Origin of the sequence: Paenibacillus sp. FSL M7-1414 (genome assembly GCF_038003195.1) — a bacterium.
In the GTDB taxonomy this organism is placed as follows: domain Bacteria; phylum Bacillota; class Bacilli; order Paenibacillales; family Paenibacillaceae; genus Paenibacillus; species Paenibacillus amylolyticus.
The window spans coordinates 6,180,302-6,202,204 of the sequence record NZ_JBBOOS010000001.1; the positions used below are offsets into that span (position 1 = coordinate 6,180,302).

18 protein-coding genes are annotated in these 21,903 nt (G+C 47.8%); 4 read left to right on the forward strand and 14 right to left on the reverse strand.

What is annotated here, in order from left to right:
• Window positions 1-85: 85 nt before the first annotated feature.
• Both MHH92_RS27105 and MHH92_RS27110 read left to right on the forward strand, forming a co-directional pair.
• Window positions 86-1,297 carry a sensor histidine kinase gene (locus tag MHH92_RS27105; protein ID WP_340907184.1) on the forward strand — a complete coding sequence of 404 codons (1,212 nt, stop codon included), beginning with the start codon at window positions 86-88 and terminating at the stop codon, window positions 1,295-1,297.
• Window positions 1,298-1,318: 21 nt separating this feature from the next.
• Window positions 1,319-2,008, forward strand: coding sequence for a response regulator transcription factor (locus tag MHH92_RS27110; RefSeq protein WP_340028272.1), 690 nt, complete (start codon window positions 1,319-1,321; stop codon window positions 2,006-2,008).
• 92 nt (window positions 2,009-2,100) lie between these two features.
• Here the strand turns inward: MHH92_RS27110 and MHH92_RS27115 are convergent, their stop codons facing one another.
• From MHH92_RS27115 to ftsE, 5 genes are all read right to left on the reverse strand, one after another.
• Window positions 2,101-3,429 carry a PDZ domain-containing protein gene (locus MHH92_RS27115; protein WP_340907185.1) on the reverse strand — a complete coding sequence of 443 codons (1,329 nt, stop codon included), beginning with the start codon at window positions 3,427-3,429 and terminating at the stop codon, window positions 2,101-2,103.
• A gap of 64 nt (window positions 3,430-3,493) precedes the next feature.
• Entirely contained in the window at window positions 3,494-4,966 is a 1,473-nt protein-coding gene (locus MHH92_RS27120) for a S41 family peptidase (protein WP_289390471.1), read from the reverse strand.
• A gap of 136 nt (window positions 4,967-5,102) precedes the next feature.
• A complete protein-coding gene (locus MHH92_RS27125; RefSeq protein WP_340907186.1) occupies window positions 5,103-6,383 on the reverse strand; it encodes a murein hydrolase activator EnvC family protein in 1,281 nt (426 codons plus the stop codon).
• A 187-nt stretch (window positions 6,384-6,570) separates the two neighbouring features.
• The gene (gene ftsX, locus MHH92_RS27130) at window positions 6,571-7,488 is read right to left on the reverse strand and encodes a permease-like cell division protein FtsX (protein ID WP_036667721.1); all 918 of its coding nucleotides are present in this window, start codon (window positions 7,486-7,488) and stop codon (window positions 6,571-6,573) included.
• Complete coding sequence (ftsE, locus tag MHH92_RS27135; RefSeq protein ID WP_024631580.1) at window positions 7,478-8,164, reverse strand: cell division ATP-binding protein FtsE; 687 nt, start codon at window positions 8,162-8,164, stop codon at window positions 7,478-7,480. Before ftsE ends, ftsX begins: the two co-directional genes overlap by 11 nt.
• Window positions 8,165-8,418: 254 nt before the next feature.
• On the opposite strand from ftsE, the gene MHH92_RS27140 reads away from it, so the two are divergent.
• Window positions 8,419-9,852: a VanW family protein gene (locus MHH92_RS27140; RefSeq protein WP_340907187.1), complete on the forward strand. Its 1,434-nt coding sequence runs from the start codon at window positions 8,419-8,421 to the stop codon at window positions 9,850-9,852.
• A 160-nt stretch (window positions 9,853-10,012) separates the two neighbouring features.
• Here the strand turns inward: MHH92_RS27140 and MHH92_RS27145 are convergent, their stop codons facing one another.
• The 4 genes from MHH92_RS27145 to MHH92_RS27160 form a co-directional block, all read right to left on the reverse strand.
• Window positions 10,013-11,566, reverse strand: a complete 1,554-nt coding sequence (locus MHH92_RS27145; RefSeq protein WP_076254086.1) for an MDR family MFS transporter — start codon at window positions 11,564-11,566, stop codon at window positions 10,013-10,015.
• A 72-nt stretch (window positions 11,567-11,638) separates the two neighbouring features.
• A complete protein-coding gene (locus MHH92_RS27150; RefSeq protein ID WP_127551499.1) occupies window positions 11,639-12,322 on the reverse strand; it encodes a hypothetical protein in 684 nt (227 codons plus the stop codon).
• 34 nt (window positions 12,323-12,356) lie between these two features.
• Window positions 12,357-13,085, reverse strand: coding sequence for a polymer-forming cytoskeletal protein (locus tag MHH92_RS27155; protein ID WP_127551501.1), 729 nt, complete (start codon window positions 13,083-13,085; stop codon window positions 12,357-12,359).
• 14 nt (window positions 13,086-13,099) lie between these two features.
• Window positions 13,100-13,723 (reverse strand): YhbD family protein, encoded by a 624-nt coding sequence (locus MHH92_RS27160; RefSeq protein ID WP_211085410.1) that lies wholly within the window; start codon window positions 13,721-13,723, stop codon window positions 13,100-13,102.
• A 273-nt stretch (window positions 13,724-13,996) separates the two neighbouring features.
• Between MHH92_RS27160 and MHH92_RS27165 the strand changes: the two genes are divergently transcribed.
• On the forward strand, window positions 13,997-14,785 hold the full coding sequence (locus tag MHH92_RS27165) for an alpha/beta hydrolase (protein ID WP_340907188.1): 789 nt from the start codon (window positions 13,997-13,999) through the stop codon (window positions 14,783-14,785).
• Window positions 14,786-14,993: 208 nt separating this feature from the next.
• Here MHH92_RS27165 and argH read toward each other — a convergent pair whose 3' ends face one another.
• The 5 genes from argH to argB form a co-directional block, all read right to left on the reverse strand.
• A complete protein-coding gene (gene argH / locus MHH92_RS27170; protein ID WP_036612430.1) occupies window positions 14,994-16,397 on the reverse strand; it encodes an argininosuccinate lyase in 1,404 nt (467 codons plus the stop codon).
• A 107-nt stretch (window positions 16,398-16,504) separates the two neighbouring features.
• Window positions 16,505-17,740 (reverse strand): argininosuccinate synthase, encoded by a 1,236-nt coding sequence (locus MHH92_RS27175; protein ID WP_017692004.1) that lies wholly within the window; start codon window positions 17,738-17,740, stop codon window positions 16,505-16,507.
• Window positions 17,741-18,065: 325 nt separating this feature from the next.
• Entirely contained in the window at window positions 18,066-19,031 is a 966-nt protein-coding gene (gene argF / locus MHH92_RS27180) for an ornithine carbamoyltransferase (protein ID WP_047840650.1), read from the reverse strand.
• A 198-nt stretch (window positions 19,032-19,229) separates the two neighbouring features.
• Window positions 19,230-20,483 carry an aspartate aminotransferase family protein gene (locus MHH92_RS27185; protein WP_340907189.1) on the reverse strand — a complete coding sequence of 418 codons (1,254 nt, stop codon included), beginning with the start codon at window positions 20,481-20,483 and terminating at the stop codon, window positions 19,230-19,232.
• A gap of 356 nt (window positions 20,484-20,839) precedes the next feature.
• A complete protein-coding gene (gene argB, locus MHH92_RS27190; protein ID WP_100528444.1) occupies window positions 20,840-21,679 on the reverse strand; it encodes an acetylglutamate kinase in 840 nt (279 codons plus the stop codon).
• Between the last annotated feature and the right edge of the window lie 224 nt (window positions 21,680-21,903).

A 21,903-nucleotide genomic window follows, 5' to 3' on the forward strand; every position in this document is an offset into this window, starting at 1 on the left:
TTCGAATGCTGCTTATGGTATAATCAAGGGCGCATTACCAAGAGATTTTCTACTCCACTTTTTATATAAAGGATGTCATTTACATATGCCAATGCGGTTTCTGCAATACGGATTAATTATCGTTCCAGCAGTGCTGTACATGTTGGTGCTGCCCTTGGAAAACGAAGCCGTCTACACCCTATATATCATCATCGCGCTTGGACTCTCCGTGTGGAAAGATTTTAACTGTTCAAGTACACAGCAATGGCTGTTGCTTCTGACCGAAATGCTCTGGAACTGCTGGCTGATTGCTTCATATGGACCATTTATGTTTTTCCTCTCTCTATCCGTGCTCTACGTGTATATATACAGACTGGAGGGAAGTCGCAGATGGTTGATGTTTGCAATTCAGCTTGTCGCTAACAATGTCGCTTTGCATTGGCATTATTCTGTCCCAGAGGCATCGCAGCGAGGGTTAACCACACTAAATACAACCGCCACTACATTACTCTCCGCAGAGACAACTTCGATGGTTCTTGGCAACCTGCTTCTGCTCATCACAGCAGCTCTGTCTTGGCAGGGATCAAGAACGGCGAGCAGCCGTGGACAACTGGAACAAGTCTATGACGAACTTCGCAGCAAACATTACGAGCTACAAGAAACTCGTGCGCAGCTGCTGTTATTTACAAAGCAACTTGAAGGAGTGGCTCAGGCAGAGGAACGTACCCGTATCTCCAGACAGCTTCATGACGATATCGGTCATCGACTGATTCGCACTAAAATGATGTCGGAAGCCGCCCTGCTGACCCTCCCCCTGAGTATGGAACAAGGAACGGAAATGGTGAGACAGATTCGCGATCAATTGGCCGATAGTATGGATGATATGCGCAGCACACTACACAAACTGCAACCTAATTCCTATGCATCCGAAGCCTACGCCCTGGATCGTCTCCTAGAGGAAGTGGGTAGAGATACCGGCGTGAAGACAAATTATAAAGTTCATGGCTCATCCCATGTGCTGTATCCCAGCATACAAATCGTTTTGTTCAAAAATGCCAAAGAAGCCCTGACCAATGCCCTGCGACATGGAAATGCTTCTTCGATCACATTGGAGTTGGTATTCGGGGATCAGGAAGTGTGTATGAGTGTAAGTAATGATGGCAAAATCAATCCTCATTCTTCCAAGCGAAATGGCATAGGACAGGAAGGGATGCTTCTGCGCACACAAATGGTGGGAGGAGTCCTGGAGATTCAATCGGCTTATCCGTATACAGTGATTACACGCATTCCATTAACGAACCAATTGAATATACTCTGAAAAAAGGAAGTGAATGTTCTCATGTCCGAACGGAATGATGTAAACAACAAGAATGATTCAGCCCACCCTCCGCTTATCCGGCTGATTCTCGCCGACGATGACTATTTCATTCGCGAAAGCCTGAAAGTGCTACTTGGACTCGGCTCCGGCATTAGTGTTACAGGCACAGCCTCAAACGGGCAGGAAGCGTTGGAATTGCTTGAAGCAGGAACGCCTGCGGACGTGGTTTTAATGGATATTCGGATGCCGGAATGTGACGGAGTTGATGGTACCAAACGCATCAAGGCACGTTTTCCTGAAATTCAGGTGCTCATGCTGACTACGTTTGACGACGATGAGTATATTATTCAGGCATTACAGAATGGAGCAAGCGGTTATTTGCTAAAAAATGTTCCACCCGAGCGGATCATTCAAGGCATCAAGACCGTACATAACGGTGATATGTTAATTCATCCGGATATTGCCCGCAAATTGGCAGGTCTTCTTCGTCCCGCTGCAATTCCCCTGACACAGAATCCAATCGAAGCCTATGGACTGACACGTATGGAGCTGGCGGTTGCCGAGGCCATATCGGAGGGTTTATCCAATAAGGAAATTGCCGCCAAATTATTCCTCAGTGAAGGCACGGTCAAAAACTATGTCACGGATATTCTCGGCAAGCTGAGCTTGCGTGATCGAACCCAAATCGCCATCTTTATGTTAAAACAATAACAAAAAAGGTATTTCCCTTGCCTGTGACGGCGCTCGGAAATACCTTTTTCATGGCTTGATTTATGCAAACATACTTCATCACGTATTCTAAGTTACATCTCCACGGACCCTTTATCACTGGCCACCGGGGCTGGCGGTAACGCCAAGGGAGCTTCGTCCCTTTGTGGTTTTTTCAGACGGGCAAACAATTTGAGGTTGATGATATGGAACAACGTCAGTGGACGTAACCGAATCGCCCAGACCTCGTGATTGTCCGGTGCCATAATGACCCCAAGCTGATGATGCTCCCCTTCATAGATCGCTCGTTGCATGAACTTGCTTTCTCCCTGGTGATTTCGCACCTCAAGTTTGCAAAAAGCCGGGTTCATCCGCAGGGCACGATGTAACTCTTCCGGTGAATGAACCAACTTACCATTCACCTTGTACAATGTCTCTCCTGCTTCAATCCCCAAATCTGCAGCAGGACTCTCCGGAATAACAGCCAATACCTTCAGGCCATGCTGCGGATGGACAAATACCGGACTCCGGTTTTGCTCTTCAAACGCGCTGTACCATACCAGAAATTCATGTCCAATAAATGCGATCAGCGCAGCAACCACCATGAGTGGAGACCACCATGCAGCAAGCAAACTGAACACAAGCAAAGCTGCCCCGTATATCATCAACCGCTTGGATGAGATCTGTACCTTTTGTCCCGGAAGCATACTCTGCGTTATCTCACCAAATCCGAGCATAATCGGCAACGCAACCAACATGTAACTATGACCTGCATTCATCAGTGGATTCCATGCCAGCTCCGCGCCACCTCCTGTGACTGGAACAAGAATCAGTAGAGGAATGGCCCAGAACTGCTGCAGTTGATATCCGCCAACCAGCTTCCCACGTTTTCCCTCGAAGAGAAGCGGTGATGCCATCGATACCCCCTGCATACGTACTAACAGGGCTTCACCCATATGTAGAAGGGCTGCCAAGACAAGCAATGCAGGCATATCCAGAGCACGTAGCGTCTCTGTGATACTGCCGATCCAACCGGATGGCTGCCAGCCTGAAGCCAGATTCAAACCAAATTGCAATACACCCAGTAATCCAGCTGCGTAAGCAAAGCACAGATACCGGATACGGAATAAGGATAGAATTAATGTTGCAGCCCATATGCATATCAGGCTTCCCAGTGTAAGATGTGCACCGAGGAATAGGGACACGATCGAGACAATGGTGCCAATGAGTATACCTCCGAGCACCGCACGAATAGTTTGTGTTATCGAGCTTTGCAAACGGACATGAAACAATTTACGCTCCTGTAGTAACTGACGATGATAGATCAGCGCAATCAGGATCACCGCAATATAATAAAACGGCTGAATAAACAACTGCAACAAAGCTTCCCCTAATGTAGTTAACCACGGCCATACCCATTCCATTGTGGTCGGTCACCCCTCTCTTTCAGCCGGTTCAGAAAAAAAGAAGGCTGAAAATCAGCCTTCTTTATGGCTTCGACACAGCGGACGAAATATCCTTTGAGACATTTTCGATCGCGCGTTTCAGCTGTGCATCATATTGAGGATTGGCAATACGTTCAATCAGAGCCGCTTCCAGTGATTCAGCGGTTTTCTCGTCAATCTGGCCTGTAGCCTGAATGCCTTTTTGCTTCTGGAATGCCTTGACCGCTTCTTCCGTCTTCTGGTCGTAGTATCCATCCACACGATCCGGTTTGAAATCGAGTCCTCTCAGCATCGTCTGCGCACTTTTCACATCCGTGCTATTACTGTCATATTTCAGTGGTAACTTCTCTTTGTTAATCGGTGCCACCGAGAAATAATCCGGCTGGTCTACCGCAATATCCGGTTTAATTCCTTTTTCATGAATCCAGTCTCCGTTCGGAGTGAGCCACTTGGCAATAGTGATCTTCAGCAAGCTGCCATCACCCATCTGCTTGTCATAACTCGTCTGTACGGTTCCTTTACCAAAGGAATTTTCTCCAATCAACTTGGCACCTGCTGACTGTTGTAATGCACCGGCCAAAATCTCCGACGCACTCGCACTGCCTTTGTTCATCAGGACTGTGACTGGATAAGCTTTGGCTGATCCATTGGACTTGCTTTGTTCCTTTTTGCCGTTCTTGTCTTCAACTTGCACAATAACCTTGCCTTTAGGAACAAACTGTTCAGCAATATCAATAACAACTTGCAATACACCGCCTGGGTCATTCCGTACGTCGATGACCAGACCTTTCATGTTCTGCTTCTCAAGCTTCGCCAACTCTTCCTTGAAGCGATCACCTGTATTCAAAGAGAATTGTGTAATGGCAATAACGCCAATTCCGCCATCCTCCATGTGAGCATATACGGTCTCCAGATCAATGTCGTCCCGTACAATGACAAATTCAATCAGTTCTGAAGATCCAGCACGTTTGACTTGTACCTTCGCTTCACTGCCCTTGGGACCTCTTATTTTGTTAACCGCCTTGTTCAGTTCCAAACCTTGCAGGGATTCACCGTTTACCGACATAATCATGTCTTTCGCACGAATACCCGCTTTCTCGGCAGGTGATCCTTTGATCGGGGAAACAACAACCACGTTTCCATCCTGTGAGGATACCTCTGCGCCAATACCGGTAAATGAACCTTCGATCGACTCTTCAAACTGAGCAGCTGTTTCCTGCCCCATATAGTTGGAGTACGGATCACCAAGGGATTCCATCATGCCGTTGATCGCACCGTCAATCAATTTGGTCTGATCCACATCTTTATAATAGTTGCTTGAGATCAAATCCATCGCGGTTTCAATCTTCTTCAAATCGTTCTTCTGCTGCGTATTACCGGTTACACTGGCCAGCAAACCTTCGCCCGGTGTGGCCTGGCTCGCTATTCCCGGATACGTCATTAATACCAGGGTTAGTAAACTACCGCCAAGGAGACCCACAATGACAAGCAGTAGCGCCGATCTTTTCTTCATCATCCGTTTGTCACCGCCTTTAGTTTTGAAGCGTGTCAGATTCCATTGTTGCCAGAATCCATTCCCTAAACATGCCAGCTTAGTATATGTCTAGCTTGTACGGAATATGTTTTTTCCATTCGGTCTGTGGATGAGGAAATTACAAATAGTTCATTGGATTTACAGCGGTACCGTTATCTCTCACTTCAAAGTGCAAGTGAGGCCCAGTAGAGTTCCCTGTATTTCCTGACTCAGCAATGGTATCCCCTTTGCTTACTGTGTCTCCCTTGCTGACTTTGAATCCACCTTCGCGCAAGTGACCATATAACGTCCATAGTCCACCGCCGTGGTCCACAATAACCGTATAGCCATATCCGCTATACCATTCAGCCATGATTACGATCCCGCCAGAGGCAGCGTGGACAGAGCTTCCCACAGGCACAGCGAAATCAACACCGGCATGCATTTTACCCACTACACCCGTAATTGGATGGGTACGGGGACCGAATGGAGAAGAAATACGTCCTCCAGATACCGGTCTTGAGAAGATACCATTACCGGATGAATACGTGACCTCACTGCTACTATCCGAACTCACTCTGGTTGGCGCCTTGGCTGCAGCTTTCGCCCGAGCCGCTGCTGCGGCTTTTGCTTTGGCTGCGGCTGCTGCCTGCTGTTCACGCAATTTATTTTTCTCTTGAAGAAGTGCCGAACGTTTGCTGGCAATCTGCATTAATACATCTTCCTGCTCTTGTGTCAGCTCTTCTGACTCTTCAATTTTAGCATCATATGAAGCGAGAAGCACTTGCTTTTCCGCTTCTTTTTCATTCAATTGGGACTTGCGCTGTTTCTTCTGTGCATACAGACTCTTGGCTTCCGCATATTGCACATCCAGTTCTGCCTTTTTGTCCACAACCAGTTGCTTGTCCGCTTTGTGCTCATCCAGCAGATGCTGATCCTGATCCACAATCGTTTTGAGTGAATCCGCACGGGTCAGGAAGTCAGTGAAGCTAGTAGAGGACAACAATACATCCAGATAGGATACAGCACCGTCCGTATACATCAGGCGTACGCGTGACTCCAACAATTTTTCCCTTGCAACAATGCGTTCTTCTGCCGCTTGCAGATCTTTTTTTGTTGTACGGAGATCTTCCTCCGTGTTCTCGATCTGCAAGGATACACTCGCCAGTTCATCACTAACGACATTGATCTGTTCCATGACAACCTTCAGATAAGCGTTGGTTTTGTTCTTGTAATGCTGTGCTTCCTTTTTGTTGGAAGCCGCTTTTTTTTGCTCCTGCTTGGCAGAAGCGGCCTTGCTCTCCAGTTGCTGAATCTGTTGGTCAATATCGCTGATGCTACTCTTGGCATATCCGTCAGAAGGTTGAAGCGTCAAACTGGCCAATAACGTAAAGGCCAGCAGCGAAGCAGTTTTTTTCAAAATGATGATCCCCCATCCTATGATTTCACAAGAAAGCAACCTGCACAGGTGGTGAACAGCATGTTCTTTGCTTTCTTCAATCTTAAAAGACTCCGTCTTTCCTACATATCGTCAAACAGCGTCCATTAATGAACCTGCTTTACCATTCTTTTCGACATATTCTGCAATTTGATCGTTGAAAACAAAATTAAACGTTGAGTGATTTCCGAATGGACAGTGTACTTCCCAAAATACCTACCAGCACACCGAGTCCGATCAACAGTGTTCCAAACAGCCCCCAGATTTCGCCGAGCGGGATTAAGTTAAGCATCTGCATGAAAACATCCTGACCAATCGTCTTCATCAACTGGCTGTACCCAACAAACAGCACACCAACCGTAATGACCGAGCCTATAAATCCAATGAGTGCACCCTCAATAAAGAAAGGCCAGCGAATAAAGGTATTGGTTGCACCAACCAGCTTCATAATACCGATCTCCCGGCGACGTGCCAAAATCGTTACGCGAATCGTATTCGAGATCAGGAACATGGACATCAGACCCAGTCCCCCAACAAAAATAAATCCGATGTTACGAACAAGTTTCGTAAATTTGAACAACACTTCCACCGTTTCCTTGCCGTAGTTCACTTTCATGATTGGCTTCTCCGGGTGTTTTTCGTTCAAAGCTTCGATTTTTTGCGCCACAAAAGTGACGGTTTCCGGTTCAATGACCTCAACTTCAATGGTCTCCGGCAGTGGGTTGTTGTCCACATCGAAACCGCTAAGCACGTTATCTGCACTCTCTCCAAGACGCTCACGGAACTCCTTGAGTCCTTCTTCCTTGGAAACAAAACGAATCTCACTTACTTCAGGCATCGCGCTGATTTCTTTCTCCAGTGTGTTACGCAGGTTCTCGTCCACATTCAGTTCGAGGAACGTGCTGATCTCCACTTGGCTATCAACCTGATTCGCCATGGAGTTCACATTGAGCACCAGCAACATAAACACACCAAGAATAAATAACGACACAATGATGGACATGATGGAGGCCACGGACATCCAGCCGTTGCGGAATACGTTTTTGAATCCCTCCCGCAGATGGCGCAAGAGAGTACTAAAATTCATAACCGTATTCCCCTCTCATCTGATCCCGTACAATCTGTCCACGTTCAATCGCGATTACCCGTTTACGCATCGTATTCACGATATCTTTGTTGTGGGTCGCCATAACAATGGTTGTTCCCCGGAAATTAATCTCATCCAGCAGTTGCATAATGCCCCACGACGTCTCCGGATCGAGGTTACCTGTAGGTTCATCCGCGATAATAACCGACGGGTTATTGACGATAGCCCGTGCAATAGCAATACGCTGCTGTTCTCCACCCGAGAGCTGTGAAGGTTCACGATTTGCCTTACTCCGCAGTCCCACCAAGTCGAGCACTTCCATCACCCGTTTTTTGATATGACGCTTCGGTGCTTCAATAACTTCCATCGCAAATGCCACATTCTCAAATGCTGTCATCCGTGGCAACAGACGAAAATCCTGGAACACAACGCCGATGTTACGACGCACATAAGGAATCTTTCTTGGCTTTAACTTACCAATATTAAATCCGTTAATGGATATTTGTCCTTTGGTCGGAACTTCTTCTCTGTACATCAATTTCATAAATGTCGATTTACCTGCGCCGGACGGACCGACGATATAAACAAATTCATTGCGGTCGATCTTCACCGACACCCCTTGTAATGCGTGGGTCCCATTGGCGTAGGTCTTCCACACGTCCTGCATTTCTATCACATCATCACTTCCTGCTCGCATAGTTAGCCATTATAATTTCGACACAATCCTGGCATTTCCTTTAAAAAGACCTGAATTTCATCAGGAAAAAATCCACTTCGTTCCTGTTTCAATGGTGAAGCATGGATTCATATGAAGTTTATTGTAACAAATTTGTTACCTATTGAGTACCCGAAAGTTTTCCTGCATTGGATCATATATATAGAAAGTGTTACAAAGTCGGGAACAACCGAAGTATAAAGGAGCGTACGGTTATGAAAAAAATACATTTGACGGTCATTGTTCTATTCTCCATCCTCTTGATCGGCTCCGCGTCTTATGGATTGCTGTATATGTACGTGAATCAACCTGCCCTGCCCAAAGATGTCCATGTTGGCGGCATGCTGGTAGAGGGGAAGAATCGCAAGGACGTATTGCATGAATTGGATGAACAGATCCAAAAGCTGGAGGACTGGCCTGTCACCTTTGAAGTGACTGAACCCAACCCCCAGACGATGTCGTATACCGCAGCTCAGGTGGGGGTGAGTTACAACGTTAACAGCTTGGAGTCCGCAATACAGCAGCTGGAGGAAGGTAACCTGTGGGAACGCGCTTATGCACGTTATCATTTTCCGAAAGAGTTCTCTCTCGATATGACCTATAACTCAAGACCACTCCAAGAACATCTCAGCCCTGCCTGGGAAAAAGAAACCTTCGGTACACCTGCGGACGCTGTTCGCCGCATTACCACAAGTGACAAAGTCCAGTATATCCCGGAAAAGGGCGTCCGCCGGATTGATTGGAATACACTCACAAGTCTCATTCAGACGAAGCTGCACCGAGATTTCAGTGTACTCAACCCGGATGAGAAACCCGCCCCATTGCTGATCCAGGTACCACTTTATACACTGAAACCTGAAGTAACTCTTGATTCGCTGCGCCAGGAAGGCATTAACCGAAAGATCATCCAGTTCTCCACGGGTCTGGGCAATAGTAGTGAAGGCCGGATACATAATGTCAGCGCAGCGGCGGAAGCGATTAACGGCATGATTTTACCACCGGATGCCACATTCGATTATGAGAAGGTCGTCCGTCAAGCTGAAAAGGAGTATGGGTTTCGTGAGGCCCCGGTCATTGTTAATGGAAGACTCACCCCCGGAATTGGCGGGGGAATCTGCCAGGTATCCAGTACGGTGTATAATGCAGCACTGTTGACGGGTCTTGATATTATTGAGCGTCGCAACCATTCCCTGCCGGTCAAATATTTGCCCAAAGGACTGGATGCCACCTTTGCCTCGGGAGCCATCAATTTTCGCTTCAAGAACAATACAGGAAAATCCTTACTCCTTCATGCAGAGGTGAAGAACCATCAATTGATGGTGAAATTTTTCGGCACATTCCCGGAGAATGTCAGCTATGCACTTGAATCTCGCACCATTGAAACATTAAGTGTTCCGGTAAAGTATGTGTCCAGTACTGTACTGCCTGATGGTGCACAGCAGGTGCTGCAAGACGGACAGCCTGGATATATTGTGGAGACGGTAAGAACCAAGAGGCTGGACGGCAAAGTGGTCGAATCCAAAACGATTACACGGGACACGTACAAAGCTCAGAATCGTCTAATTGCCCGCTCAGGTCATAGCAGCTTGCCAGATCCACAAGAACCTTCTGTGGTCGAGGACGGGATTAGCGATACAAAACAGCCTTAGGTTCCTTTTCTGAAGCCAAAAAAAACAAAAAGACACACTTCCCGTCCCTTTTAAGGATACGCGAGAAGTGTGTCTTTTCATGGTTTAAGATATGTTATTCGAGTTTTACCAAGCTTCAGCTGTACTACCTTAACTTATAGTTAGTTTACTGCATTACGGTTTAGTGACCGCCGGTGTATTCGCCTTGCTCTTCGCCTACAACCATCTTCTCTTTTCCCATGAAGAAGGAAGCGACCAACGCGAGTGCAGCCGGAATTACAGCCCAGGCAAATAACTGCACGATGGAAGAGGACAGGGCATGTGTGATGGTATCCAGCACCTGAGGCGGAATCGCCTGTCTGAGTTCTGGTGAGAGCAGCGCATGTGGATCGGTCAGATCCACTCCCTGCGGCACGCCACCCGCAGAAGCACCGCCTGCTTCCGCAGCTGAACCAGCGAGAGCATCATTCATTTTACGCGTAAATACCTGGCTCTGTACGATACCAAAGATCGTAATGCCCATCGTCATACCGAGGGACCGCAAAAAGTTAAGTGTGGAGCTTGCTGCTCCGCGTCTTTGCGGTTCAAATGCGTTCATGGCTGCATTGCTAAGTACGGAGAACGAAGCACCGACACCCAGACCAACCATCACCATGTAGATACGTATTGTCCAAAGGGAAGAATTCTCATCCAGTGTGGTCAGCAATCCAAGTCCAATGACAAGTAAAGCTAACGTAGGGATCATGATATTACGATACTTGATTTTGGTCATCAGCACCCCGCCCAAGGACGCCGTCACAACGGACCCAAGCATCATGGGTAGCAGCACAAGACCGGAGTTGGTCGCTTTACCACCAAGTACCCCCTGTATGAAGATCGGAATGTACACGGATGCTGTAATGAACGCCGCACCACTGAACATACCAATAACGTTACTGGACCAGTAGACCCGGTTGCGGAACATGCTGAAGGAAATGATTGGTTCTTTGGCTTTTGTTTCTGCAAAAAGGAAGAGCAGGGCTAATGCTACAAATCCGGCAAACAAGCCAAGAATCTGCCACGAACCCCAGGCAAATGTTTTGCCACCCAGTTCCAGACCAAAGATCAGGCACACAACAGCACCGATCAGTGTTACAGCACCCAGCCAGTCGATCTGTTGGGATTGATGCTGATGGGATTCTTTATAGAAGAACGCAATAAACACAAATGCAATCAAGCCTAGCGGCAGGTTGATATAGAATACCCATTCCCATGTCGCATACTGGGTAATGTAAGCACCGAGCAGAGGTCCGAATACGCTGGAGAGGCCAAAGACGGCTCCAAACAATCCACCCAATTTACCACGAGATTCTGGTGCAACGACATCAAACATGATCGTAAAGGCAATCGGCACCAGGGCCCCCGCACCAATACCTTGAATCGCTCTGTACATCGTCAATTCCACAATAGACGTTGCCGTTCCGCACAGCGCTGAGCCAAGCATAAACACAATAATACCAAATACAAAAAACTTCTTCCGTCCATACATATCGGATAACTTACCGAAGATCGGCATCCCTGCCATCTCAGCCACCATGTACGCGGAGGTAACCCAGACGAACTTGTCGAGCCCACCCAGCTTCCCGACAATATCCCCCATAGCTGTTGCCACGATGGTATTATCCATCGAAGCCATTAGTATGCTGAGCAGTAACCCTGCCAGCACCAATCCAATACTGTTTTTACGTGCAGCCATTGTACTCAATCTCTCCATTCACGCTCTATTCATATGACTGCATTAGTATATCCGAAAAGAAGTCTGCGTTAATCAGTCCAAGGACCGATTGCTTTGCAGCAAAACTTCCGATTGCGGATGAATTTGCAGAGATGAACGATATTCCACTGTACCAATCCGGCAGCCAGGACCGATTTTTATTTTATCGCCACGGACAATCTCGGCCTCCGTATTCTCTAATTCAATGTCATCACCTTCGATAATCTGTGCCTTGAGAATTGATTTATTCCCCGTAAACAAGTCATTCAACCGGCCACTCTTCACCGAGATGATGGAACCGCCCATTTCCTTGACCTCGGATGGACCCATGATTTTGAGTGTCATATGTTCAGCGCTGAGCATCCCAGCTATCGTCAAACGGCCGTTCAGCTTGATATTTTCCGCCTGACAATCCCCTGACAGATGAAGTTCACCTACCACTTTTATATGCTCAGCTTTGGCATGCAGGCCAGATGCCTGGATTCCATCCTCACCATCGTTGCTGGTCTCTCGCTCTGTTAGAGTCAGGGTTCCGGTAATTTTAATATCTGTGGATTCAAGCGATCCGTATATGACCGATGTACCCGTACATTTGAATCGATCACAAGATAGATTGTCGTTAAAGGACGCGTCCCCTACAACCTTGATCTTGCCGTACACGCCACCAGAAGAACTGCCATCACCAACGATGCTGATATCCATTTTTTTGTCCAATGAACGCCCCGGATTGTTATTCATGTCGATCCCATCCCTTTCTCTCCATATCCAAACTTTAAATTCGCTGACTGCTGCCCACCTTGGCATCCTGATCTACCTCAAGTTCACCTGAATACTCAACCAGTCTGATGTTACAGCCGCGACCGATAAGAATGTTACTCCCCCGAACAATGTCAGCTTCGGTATCTTCCAGCACAATCTCATCACCCTCAATTAAGGATGTCTTAAATGAAGGGGTCCCGCCCAGACCAATACTTTTCCAAAAGCCATTCTGTTGTTCCTTGCGACGAATATCGATACGCTCTCCGCCAATCTCTTTAGCCGAAGAAGATGTATGCAGCCTGATCTCCACTGTTCCCGCATTCAGTAAGCCGCTGATCTTAATATTGCCCCGTACATTCAGGGACTCACATTGGACATCCCCTTCAATATCGATCACACCGCCAATATCAATTCGTTCCCCATCTACTCTTCCACGTACGGTACACTTTCCGTTCACTTCAAGTTCAGGGCTATGGAGATCTCCGTTAATCGTCGTCATGCCATCCACCCGGACACGAGAACTGGTCAGAGGTCCATTCAACGTGCACATGCCGTTAATCGCTACACTCTCGGAGGTCAAAGCGCCGTGCATCTTCAATGTTCCATTCACTTCCATAGAGGTGCAGTCCAGGTTGCCGTTCACCTTAGCCATGCCATCGATAGATACACGGTGAAAATTCCCGCCTGCCGTTTGACTTATGCCCGCCACATTCAGATCATTCCGCTTATTCCGCTCTTCCATAGATGATCCTCTCCTTATCCCAATTTGAGTTTTAATTCTTCCATAAATGTTCCCATCGGCTGCCTAAGAACCACTTTCACACCATTGTCAAAATAAAACTCCGTTCCTGCTGTTACCAGCATGAATGAAGGAACACCCATCTTACGAATAAGCACGAGTTCGCTGGGTTTGCCTGTAAAACGATAATAATGTTCGGACATCACTTCGATCAGCAACGCACCCTCTTGCCGAGTAATATCTCCGCTCATTAACAGCTTATCAAGGACGTAGAGCATCATAATCTGCTCCAAAGCATACAGCGGTTGTTCTCGACCTGCTTCTTTTAACAGATCCAGCGAGATTTGTGAAACAATGTTTCGCTCTATTAGTTGCTGTGCAGACATCTCTACTTCACCCAACGTAGGTGAGAACACGTCTGCCAGCTCATCCAGCGATAATCCGTCTTTCATATTGAGAATCTTGTCAATGCGCAGTAAAATCTGTTGTTTGGGAAAAAAGGTCTCTTGTCCGGTGTAGGACGACTTCCGAATGAACCATTCTTCCGGAATGAGATTTTTCCGCTTCCAGCGGTATAACTGGCCGTATGAGATTCCTGTCAGGTCCAACAATTCTTTCTTGGAGATCAAATCATCTGTCATATATGGTCCCCCTTTTTATTGGAATGAGTGTAACATAACATTGTTACGTTGTAAACCACATTGAAAAATCGATGATCGATTACAGATTTCCACTTTAACCACTGGTGTGAAATTCTTTGTTTTCTACTGTAGATCTTGTTATTGCAATGGAAGCGTAATGCGTATAACCTGTTACATATAAACACTTTGGAGGCCTAGGCATCCGATTTCCATCCCATCGTCTCATGTCAGAACACGTGGTTAACGAACTTATGAAAGGGGTTTCTTATACTCATGGCACTTATTAAATGTGATTTTTACTCGGATACGCTCGGGCTGAGCACCAGCATGCATGTCATTCTGCCGCAACAAACCCACAATCAGATCGGCATGGAGAATGTGACTGGCAAAGGACTGCACCCAACCCTGTACCTGCTGCACGGCCTGTCTGATGATGATTCCATCTGGCTGCGTCGGACTTCCATCGAACGTTATGTGGCCAACCTCGGGATCGCCGTTGTTATGCCACAGGTTCACCGCAGCTTCTATACAGATATGGTAGAAGGCGGACGTTATTGGAGCTTTATCAGTGAAGAACTGCCGGCACTTGCTCGTTCTTTCTTCCCACTCTCAGACCAACGGGAGGACAATTTCGTTGCCGGATTATCCATGGGTGGCTATGGGGCGTTCAAGCTGGCCCTTCGTAAACCAGATCAATATGCTGCAGCTGCCAGTTTGTCTGGAGCACTCGATATGTCTGCACATATGGATAGAAACGCATCCTCAGCATTGCAACAGACGGAGTTACAACGTATTTTCGGACCAGAGGTGGCAGGCACCGAGAATGATCTGATTCATCTGTTAAAAGAAAGACAATCTAGCGAAAGTCCTCGGCCTTTGCTCTACCAATGCTGCGGAACGGAAGATTTCCTGTATGAGGATAATCAAACCTTCCGTCAAGCCTGTGAACAGACGAACTTCGAACTGACATACGATGAAGGGCCTGGTGAACATGAGTGGGGCTACTGGGATGCCAAGATTCAGGATGTATTGAAATGGTTGCCTTTACAAAAGCGCGATTAGTGGAGAATTGCAATGGAGCTACCAGGAGTAACTAAACTGGTACTCCGATAGTAGAACAACCTACCTTCCGTTCGCGGTTGAGTTCAATATATCTAGAGCACATCGCTGTACAACACAAAGAAGCAGGCCGTTGAGAACAAAGTTCTCTGGCCTGCTTCTTTGTGTTGTACTGTTGTATCTGTAAGTTTACCTTATAGTAGCGGTGGTATTAACCGCGGTTCGTAATCCATTGCTCGGTGATCTCCAGTACCTTCTCACTGCGTCCAATCGCTTCAGCAACTTGACCCGAAGCTGTCCCGCCGTAAACATTACGAGCGTTCACTACCGCTTCCGGTTGCAACACATCATAGATCCGGTCATCAAACAGTGGTGAGAACTGACGGAATTCATCAATCGTCAGATCCAGCAAATACTTGCTGTTCTGGATGCAGTACAGTACCGTTTTACCAATCACTTCATGCGCCTGACGGAAAGGCAAGCCTTCTCCCACGAGGAAGTCGGCAATATCCGTAGCGTTGGAGAAATCCTGGTTGACCGCTTGACGCATCCGATCCTTGTTCACTGTCATTGTCGCGATCATTGGAGCAAACAGTTGCAGCGCACCCTCCAGCGTCGCTACTGTGTCAAACATGCCTTCTTTGTCTTCCTGCATGTCTTTGTTGTATGCCAGTGGAAGAGATTTCAGTACCGTCAGCAAACCGATCAGGTTGCCGTACACACGTCCTGTTTTACCACGCACGAGTTCAGGAACGTCCGGGTTTTTCTTCTGTGGCATGATGCTGCTGCCTGTGCAGAATGCGTCGTCCAATTCCACAAAACCAAACTCCGTGCTGCTCCACAATACCAGCTCTTCACTCAGACGGGACAAGTGAGTCATGATCAGCGAAGCCGCCGCCAAGAACTCAACGATAAAGTCACGGTCACTTACTGCGTCCAGACTGTTCTCGTACACGCCATCAAAGCCCAGTTGTTCCGCGACAAAATGACGGTCAATCGGGAATGTTGTGCCCGCGAGCGCACCTGCGCCCAGTGGCAGGATGTTAATGCGTTTGTAGCTGTCCATCAGACGCTCCGCATCCCGTTGGAACATGGATACATACGCCATCAGGTGATGTGCGAACAGAATTGGCTGTGCCCGTTGAAGATGCGTATAACCCGGTACGATGGTATCTAGGTTATCTTTTGCTTGTCCAATCAGTGCTTCCTGCAAGGAATGCAGCATGCCTACAAATCCAACGACGCGTTCGCGCAGGTATAGGTGCATATCTGTTGCAACTTGATCGTTCCGGCTACGGCCTGTATGTAATTTACCGCCTACAGGACCAATCGTCTCGATCAGGTTTTTCTCAATATTCATGTGGATGTCTTCGTCCGATACGGAGAATTCCACTTCACCTGCACGGATTTTGTGCAAAACGGTGATCAGACCTTCTTTGATCGTCTCTACATCTTCCGCCGGAAGAATACCGCATTTGCCCAGCATCGTCACATGGGCCAGACTGCCCTGAATGTCTTCCTCAGCCAAAGCCTTGTCAAAATTGATCGATGCCGTATATTCCTCAACCAAATGATTGGTTTGTTTTGTAAAACGTCCTCCCCACAGCTTGCTCACAGTGAGTACTCCCCTTTCGCTCATGGACAAAGCCGCTCCTGCCAGATGTGCAAGAACGGCCTGCCTTGTCATTTATATTGATATAGTTCTATATATGCAGGTTGAAATTAGTTTTTGTTTTGCTCCACGCCGGAGTTTACTTTCAAACGCAGTGCATTCAGGCGGATAAAGCCTGTTGCATCACCTTGATCGTAGGCTTGCGTTGGATCAGCTTCCATCGTTGCGATGTCCGGATTGTAGAGGCTGACAGGACTTTTCACGCCAGCGCCGATGATGTTGCCTTTGTACAGTTTCACACGAACTGTACCTGTAACGTTCTTCTGGCTTTCAGTCACCAGTGCTTGCAGCGCCAGACGTTCCGGTGCGAACCAGAAGCCGTTGTAAACGAGTGTGCTGTAACGTGTGATCAGGCTATCACGCAGGTTCATCACTTCACGGTCCATCGTGATGGACTCCATTTTGCGATGTGCGGTGAACAGGATTGTTCCACCTGGTGTTTCGTATACGCCACGGCTCTTCATACCAACAAAACGGTTCTCAACCATATCTACACGGCCAATACCATGTTTGCCACCCAGCTCGTTCAGTTGCTCCATCACTTGCAGTGGGCTCAAGCGCTCACCGTTCAGTGCAACACAGTCACCTTGTTCGAATTCCAGTTCAACATATTCCGCTTGATCTGGTGCATCTTCAGGTGCACTGCTCAGCAGGAACATGTCTTTGTTCTCGTCGGCACTTGGATCGAACCAAGGATCTTCGAGCACACCGCTCTCATAGCTGATATGCAGCAAGTTACGGTCTGTGGAGTATGGTTTAGCCGCAGAAGCGGTTACCGGAATACCATGTTTTTCAGCGTACGCGATCATCTCGGCACGTCCCGGGAACTGGTTACGGAATTCTTCCAGACGCCAAGGTGCAATTACGTTAATGTCTGGTGTCAGCGCAGCCGCGTTCAACTCAAAGCGAACTTGGTCATTACCTTTACCTGTAGCACCGTGAGCAATGGCTGTAGCCCCTTCTGCACGAGCGATGTCCACCATACGTTTAGCGATCAGTGGACGAGCGATACTTGTACCAAGCAGGTATTGTCCTTCATAGAGGGCACCCGCCTGGAACATCGGATAGATGAAATCTTTTGCGAATTCATCGCGCAGATCGTCGATGTATACTTTGGAAGCGCCTGTTGCCAGTGCTTTTTCCTCCAAACCGTCCAATTCATCCTTTTGTCCAATATCCGCTGTGAAAGCGATAATCTCTGCATCATATGTTTCTTTCAACCATTTCAAAATTACAGATGTGTCCAACCCGCCTGAATACGCGAGTACAATTTTTTCCTTAGCCATGTTCGATGGTCCTCCCCAAGATCAGTTAAGTTAAACAGAGCCTTCATACACTGAATCCTACGAGCCAGAAAATCCTTCCGATCACTGTTATCCCCAGATTTTTTTCATCCCTTTATGACAAAGGGTAAAATCCGGGGATAGCCTATGCTTCCGATGCAGCTTTCTTTCAGAAAGCTTTCAGGTGCACGCTTCGCTTCTTCAGGCTTTTTCTGTCTCTCCGTGTTTGTGTATGCTTCTTATTTAATTAACTTTTTAAAGTACATTATAGATGAATCTATCATCGCGAAATCTGCGCCTAAAATCAACCCATAAAGGCAAATAGCATCTATTCGCTCATTAATGCAGCCATTAATGCTTTCTGTGCATGCAAGCGATTCTCCGCCTGATCAAAGATCAGAGAGTTCGGTCCGTCAATTACACCGGCACTCACTTCTTCGCCGCGGTGTGCTGGCAGACAATGCAAGAACATGTAGTCCGGCTTCGCGCCTTTCATCAGTTCCTCGTCCACTTGATATGCCGCAAATGCCTGCTCCCGAATCTTCTGCTCTTCTTCAAAGCCCATGCTCGCCCATACATCCGTATACACGATATCTGCATCTTTGGCTGCTTCCTGTGCACTGTACGTTACAGTCACTTCAGAACCGCTCTCCTGTGCGATAATGCGTGCCTGCTCCACAACTGCACTATCCGGCTCATAACCTTCTGGCGTTGCTACAGCAACATGCATTCCCATCTTCGCTGCACCGAGCATCAGGGAGTGCGCCATGTTGTTGCCATCTCCGATGTAGGCCATTTTCAGACCTGCCAGCTTGCCTTTGTGCTCCAGCACCGTTTGGAAGTCTGCCAGTACCTGACAAGGATGCGCTGCATCGCTCAGGCCGTTAATAACTGGAACATCCGCATGCTCTGCCAGTTCAGTTACATTATGGTGTCCAAAGGTACGGATCATGATGCCGTCCAGGTAGCGGGACAATACTTTGGCTGTATCATGTGTTGTTTCCCCACGACCCAGCTGGATATCATTTTTGCTCAGGAAAAGCGCGTGTCCGCCCAATTGGAACATGCCCACTTCAAAGGATACACGCGTACGTGTAGATGATTTTTCAAAAATAAGTCCGATCGTTTTACCTTTCAACGGTTGAAAAGGTACACCGCTTTTTTGTTTGCCTTTAATCTCAATTGCGAGATCAAGCAGATAACGAATTTCCTCTGCTGTGTAGTCCGTGAATTCGATAAAATCCCGGCCTCTCAGATCAATCTTCTGAATCTTTTCCGTCTGTTGTGCTGTCATGTATAATGTCCTCCTTATTTCCGGTTCCCTGCACCCGCATGGGCAGAAGAGAGAGCAACATTGACACTTGTCTTGGTGCTTCTCAAGTTTATTCTTTTCCGCCTTCTGCAAGTTCACCGCGCGGCTACAGGGATTCATCATCTCGTTCTGCTTCGAGGCCGGTAATGGCCCCGAGACAGAAAGGTTTTCATTTTTATGTTAGGCTTTCGCCGCTACGTGCTCTTCGATCAATGTGGCTACCAAGGATACCGCCTCGTCGATCTCTTCTTTGCTCACATACAGGTTCGGAAGCAAACGAATCACATTAGGTCCTGCAGAGACGAACAAAATACCGCGTTTTTGCCCAGCAAGCACAATATCACCTACCGGCTCAGCACATTCGATGCCGACCAACAATCCCAAGCCACGAACTTCCTTCACAAAGGAATTGCCGGCCAAACGATTCCGCAGGGAGCTCATCAGGTATTCGCCCATCTCCGCTGCACGCTCTGGCAAACGATCTTCCAGCATTGTTTCAATTGTTGCGATCACAACGGATGAAGCTAGTGGTGTTCCACCAAATGTCGTCGCATGGCTACCTGGCGTGAACGCATCCCGCAGGAAACCTTTACCCAGCATTGCGCCTACAGGGAAACCACTGCCGATACCTTTGGCAACGGTGAACACGTCTGGCTCAATGCCATAATGTTCGTGTGCGAATAGTTTGCCTGTACGTCCCATTCCGGTCTGTACTTCATCAACAATGAGCAACAATCCGTGCTCGTCACACAATTTCCGTACATGTTTGACGAATTCCGGTTCAACCGGATATACACCACCCTCGGCCTGAACCATTTCCAGCATAATAGCTGCTGTGTTAGGTCCAATTGCCGTTTCAAGGGCAGGGATATCATGCAAAGGTACAGTTACAAATCCGGCTGGCAATGGCAAAAATCCTTCTTTCACCTTATCCTGTCCGGTTGCTGTCAGTGTAGCAAGTGTCCGTCCATGGAAGGACTGGGCAAAGGTGATCACTTCATAGCGATCTGTGCCTTTCACCTTTTGGTGATAACGACGTGCAACTTTGATAGCTGCTTCATTCGCTTCGGCACCACTGTTACAGAAGAACACTGCATCAGCGCACGTATTGGCTGTCAGCAATGCTGCTGCTTTCTCCTGGCCCGGAATCTGGAACAAGTTGGACACATGCCACAACTCATCAATCTGAGCTTTCAGCTTGGCTCCAACTTTCTCCGGTGCATGGCCCAAGCTAGTTACAGCGAGTCCGCACATAAAATCGAGATAACGGTTGCCCTGGTCATCCCACAACCAGCTGCCTTTACCTTTGACCAGACTGATTGGATAACGCGCATACGTTTGGAAAAGCGAGCTTTCCGTCTGTGCGGCTGCACCTGTTGCTGTTGCGCCCGCTACCGCTGTGCCAGAACCTGGCTGTTCGTTGCCTTTTGCCATGACCATATCACTCCTTATTGGTTGGTACACGCCTAAGGTGAATAAACATAACACTAGACCACTTCGATTGCAGTCCATCTTCCGAACGTATGCATACTTCCACTTCGATGACAGAACAACCTTCCGATCGCTGTTATCCCCGGATTTCTTTGATTAATTGTTTAAAGGTGGAAATCCGGGGATAAAGGCGCACGCTTCGCTTCTTCAGGTTATTTCTGTCCTCTCCGTTCTTGCGTCTTTTCTTCAGATTGGTCTGCACTCTTCCGTTATCGCGTTATGCCCAGATTCACAAAAAAATCGTGTACATATTTTTTTATATAATATACGGCTATTCAGACCCTAGCGTATCGAGCAAATTATTGCATACGGATGATTCTTGTTCCGATGATTTCTCCGCTGAGCACTCGGCTCAGGATTTGGGGTTCGCTGCCGTCTACGATGACGACCTCACGTACTTGGCCATGAATACATGCAATTGCTGCACGCACTTTGGGAATCATGCCACCATAGATTTCTCCGGTCTGGATCATGTCCTCAATCTCTTGTACAGATACGGATGGCAGTACTTTTTTCTCGCCGCCTACGTTCTTCATGATGCCTGGAACGTCGGTCACGACAATCATCCGACTCACGCCGAGATGAGACGCCACTGCACCGGCGGCTGTATCTGCATTTATGTTATAGCGTTGTCCAGTTGCATCTACGCCAACCGGTGCGATAACCGGCATGTATCCCATGTTCACGATGCCTTGGATAATCTCTGCGTTCACACCAGTGACATCGCCTACCCAACCGATCTCTGCGTGGTTCGATACGGGCTTCGCCTGAATAAGACCCCCGTCCACGCCGGACAAGCCTAGTGCACGACCGCCCACACGCTGAATCAGGCGCACGATCTGTTTATTGATACTGCCCGCAAGCACCATCTCCACTACGTCCAGCACAGGTTCAGTCGTTTTGCGCAGGCCATTAACGAATTCGGTTTCGATACCAAGCTTCGCCAGGTTATCCGAGATCGCAGGACCTCCACCATGCACGATTACCGGCTGCGTGCCCTGAGACTGCAGATCACGCAGATCCGCAAAGAAAGACTCGGGCAATGCCGCCAGCGTGCTGCCTCCACATTTCATGACAAACATCTGTTTCTCTGTGCTCGCTTCCGTTGCGGTACTCTCGTTTGGCATTGTTGAATTCATGAGGGCAAGCTCCTATCATAGTAAAAATTATATTCAAAAAAATATAACACTTTTATAAGGTCACAAAGGCTGGTAGGAGTCCATTCCGAATTCGGATTGTTCTTTTGATCGCTGTTGTCTCCAGGTTTCTTGAATTATCCCTATATAGGGGAACACCCGGAGACAAAGGCGACCGCTCCGCTTCTGCAGAATCAATTCCGTCTTCTCCATTACTATCGCTATAT

Coding starts and splice junctions, on each gene's coding strand:
- MHH92_RS27165 (WP_340907188.1), top strand. CDS start 13,997: ATGGCACTTATTAAATGTGATTTTTACTCGGATACGCTCGGGCTGAGC.
- MHH92_RS27175 (WP_017692004.1), bottom strand. CDS start 17,740: ATGGCTAAGGAAAAAATTGTACTCGCGTATTCAGGCGGGTTGGACACA.
- MHH92_RS27115 (WP_340907185.1), bottom strand. CDS start 3,429: ATGGAATGGGTATGGCCGTGGTTAACTACATTAGGGGAAGCTTTGTTG.
- MHH92_RS27155 (WP_127551501.1), bottom strand. CDS start 13,085: ATGGAAGAGCGGAATAAGCGGAATGATCTGAATGTGGCGGGCATAAGT.
- MHH92_RS27160 (WP_211085410.1), bottom strand. CDS start 13,723: ATGACAGATGATTTGATCTCCAAGAAAGAATTGTTGGACCTGACAGGA.
- MHH92_RS27185 (WP_340907189.1), bottom strand. CDS start 20,483: ATGGCAAAAGGCAACGAACAGCCAGGTTCTGGCACAGCGGTAGCGGGC.
- MHH92_RS27110 (WP_340028272.1), top strand. CDS start 1,319: ATGTCCGAACGGAATGATGTAAACAACAAGAATGATTCAGCCCACCCT.
- MHH92_RS27150 (WP_127551499.1), bottom strand. CDS start 12,322: ATGAATAACAATCCGGGGCGTTCATTGGACAAAAAAATGGATATCAGC.
- argB (WP_100528444.1), bottom strand. CDS start 21,679: ATGAATTCAACAATGCCAAACGAGAGTACCGCAACGGAAGCGAGCACA.
- ftsX (WP_036667721.1), bottom strand. CDS start 7,488: ATGAATTTTAGTACTCTCTTGCGCCATCTGCGGGAGGGATTCAAAAAC.
- argF (WP_047840650.1), bottom strand. CDS start 19,031: ATGACAGCACAACAGACGGAAAAGATTCAGAAGATTGATCTGAGAGGC.
- MHH92_RS27140 (WP_340907187.1), top strand. CDS start 8,419: ATGAAAAAAATACATTTGACGGTCATTGTTCTATTCTCCATCCTCTTG.
- MHH92_RS27105 (WP_340907184.1), top strand. CDS start 86: ATGCCAATGCGGTTTCTGCAATACGGATTAATTATCGTTCCAGCAGTG.
- MHH92_RS27120 (WP_289390471.1), bottom strand. CDS start 4,966: ATGATGAAGAAAAGATCGGCGCTACTGCTTGTCATTGTGGGTCTCCTT.
- MHH92_RS27145 (WP_076254086.1), bottom strand. CDS start 11,566: ATGGCTGCACGTAAAAACAGTATTGGATTGGTGCTGGCAGGGTTACTG.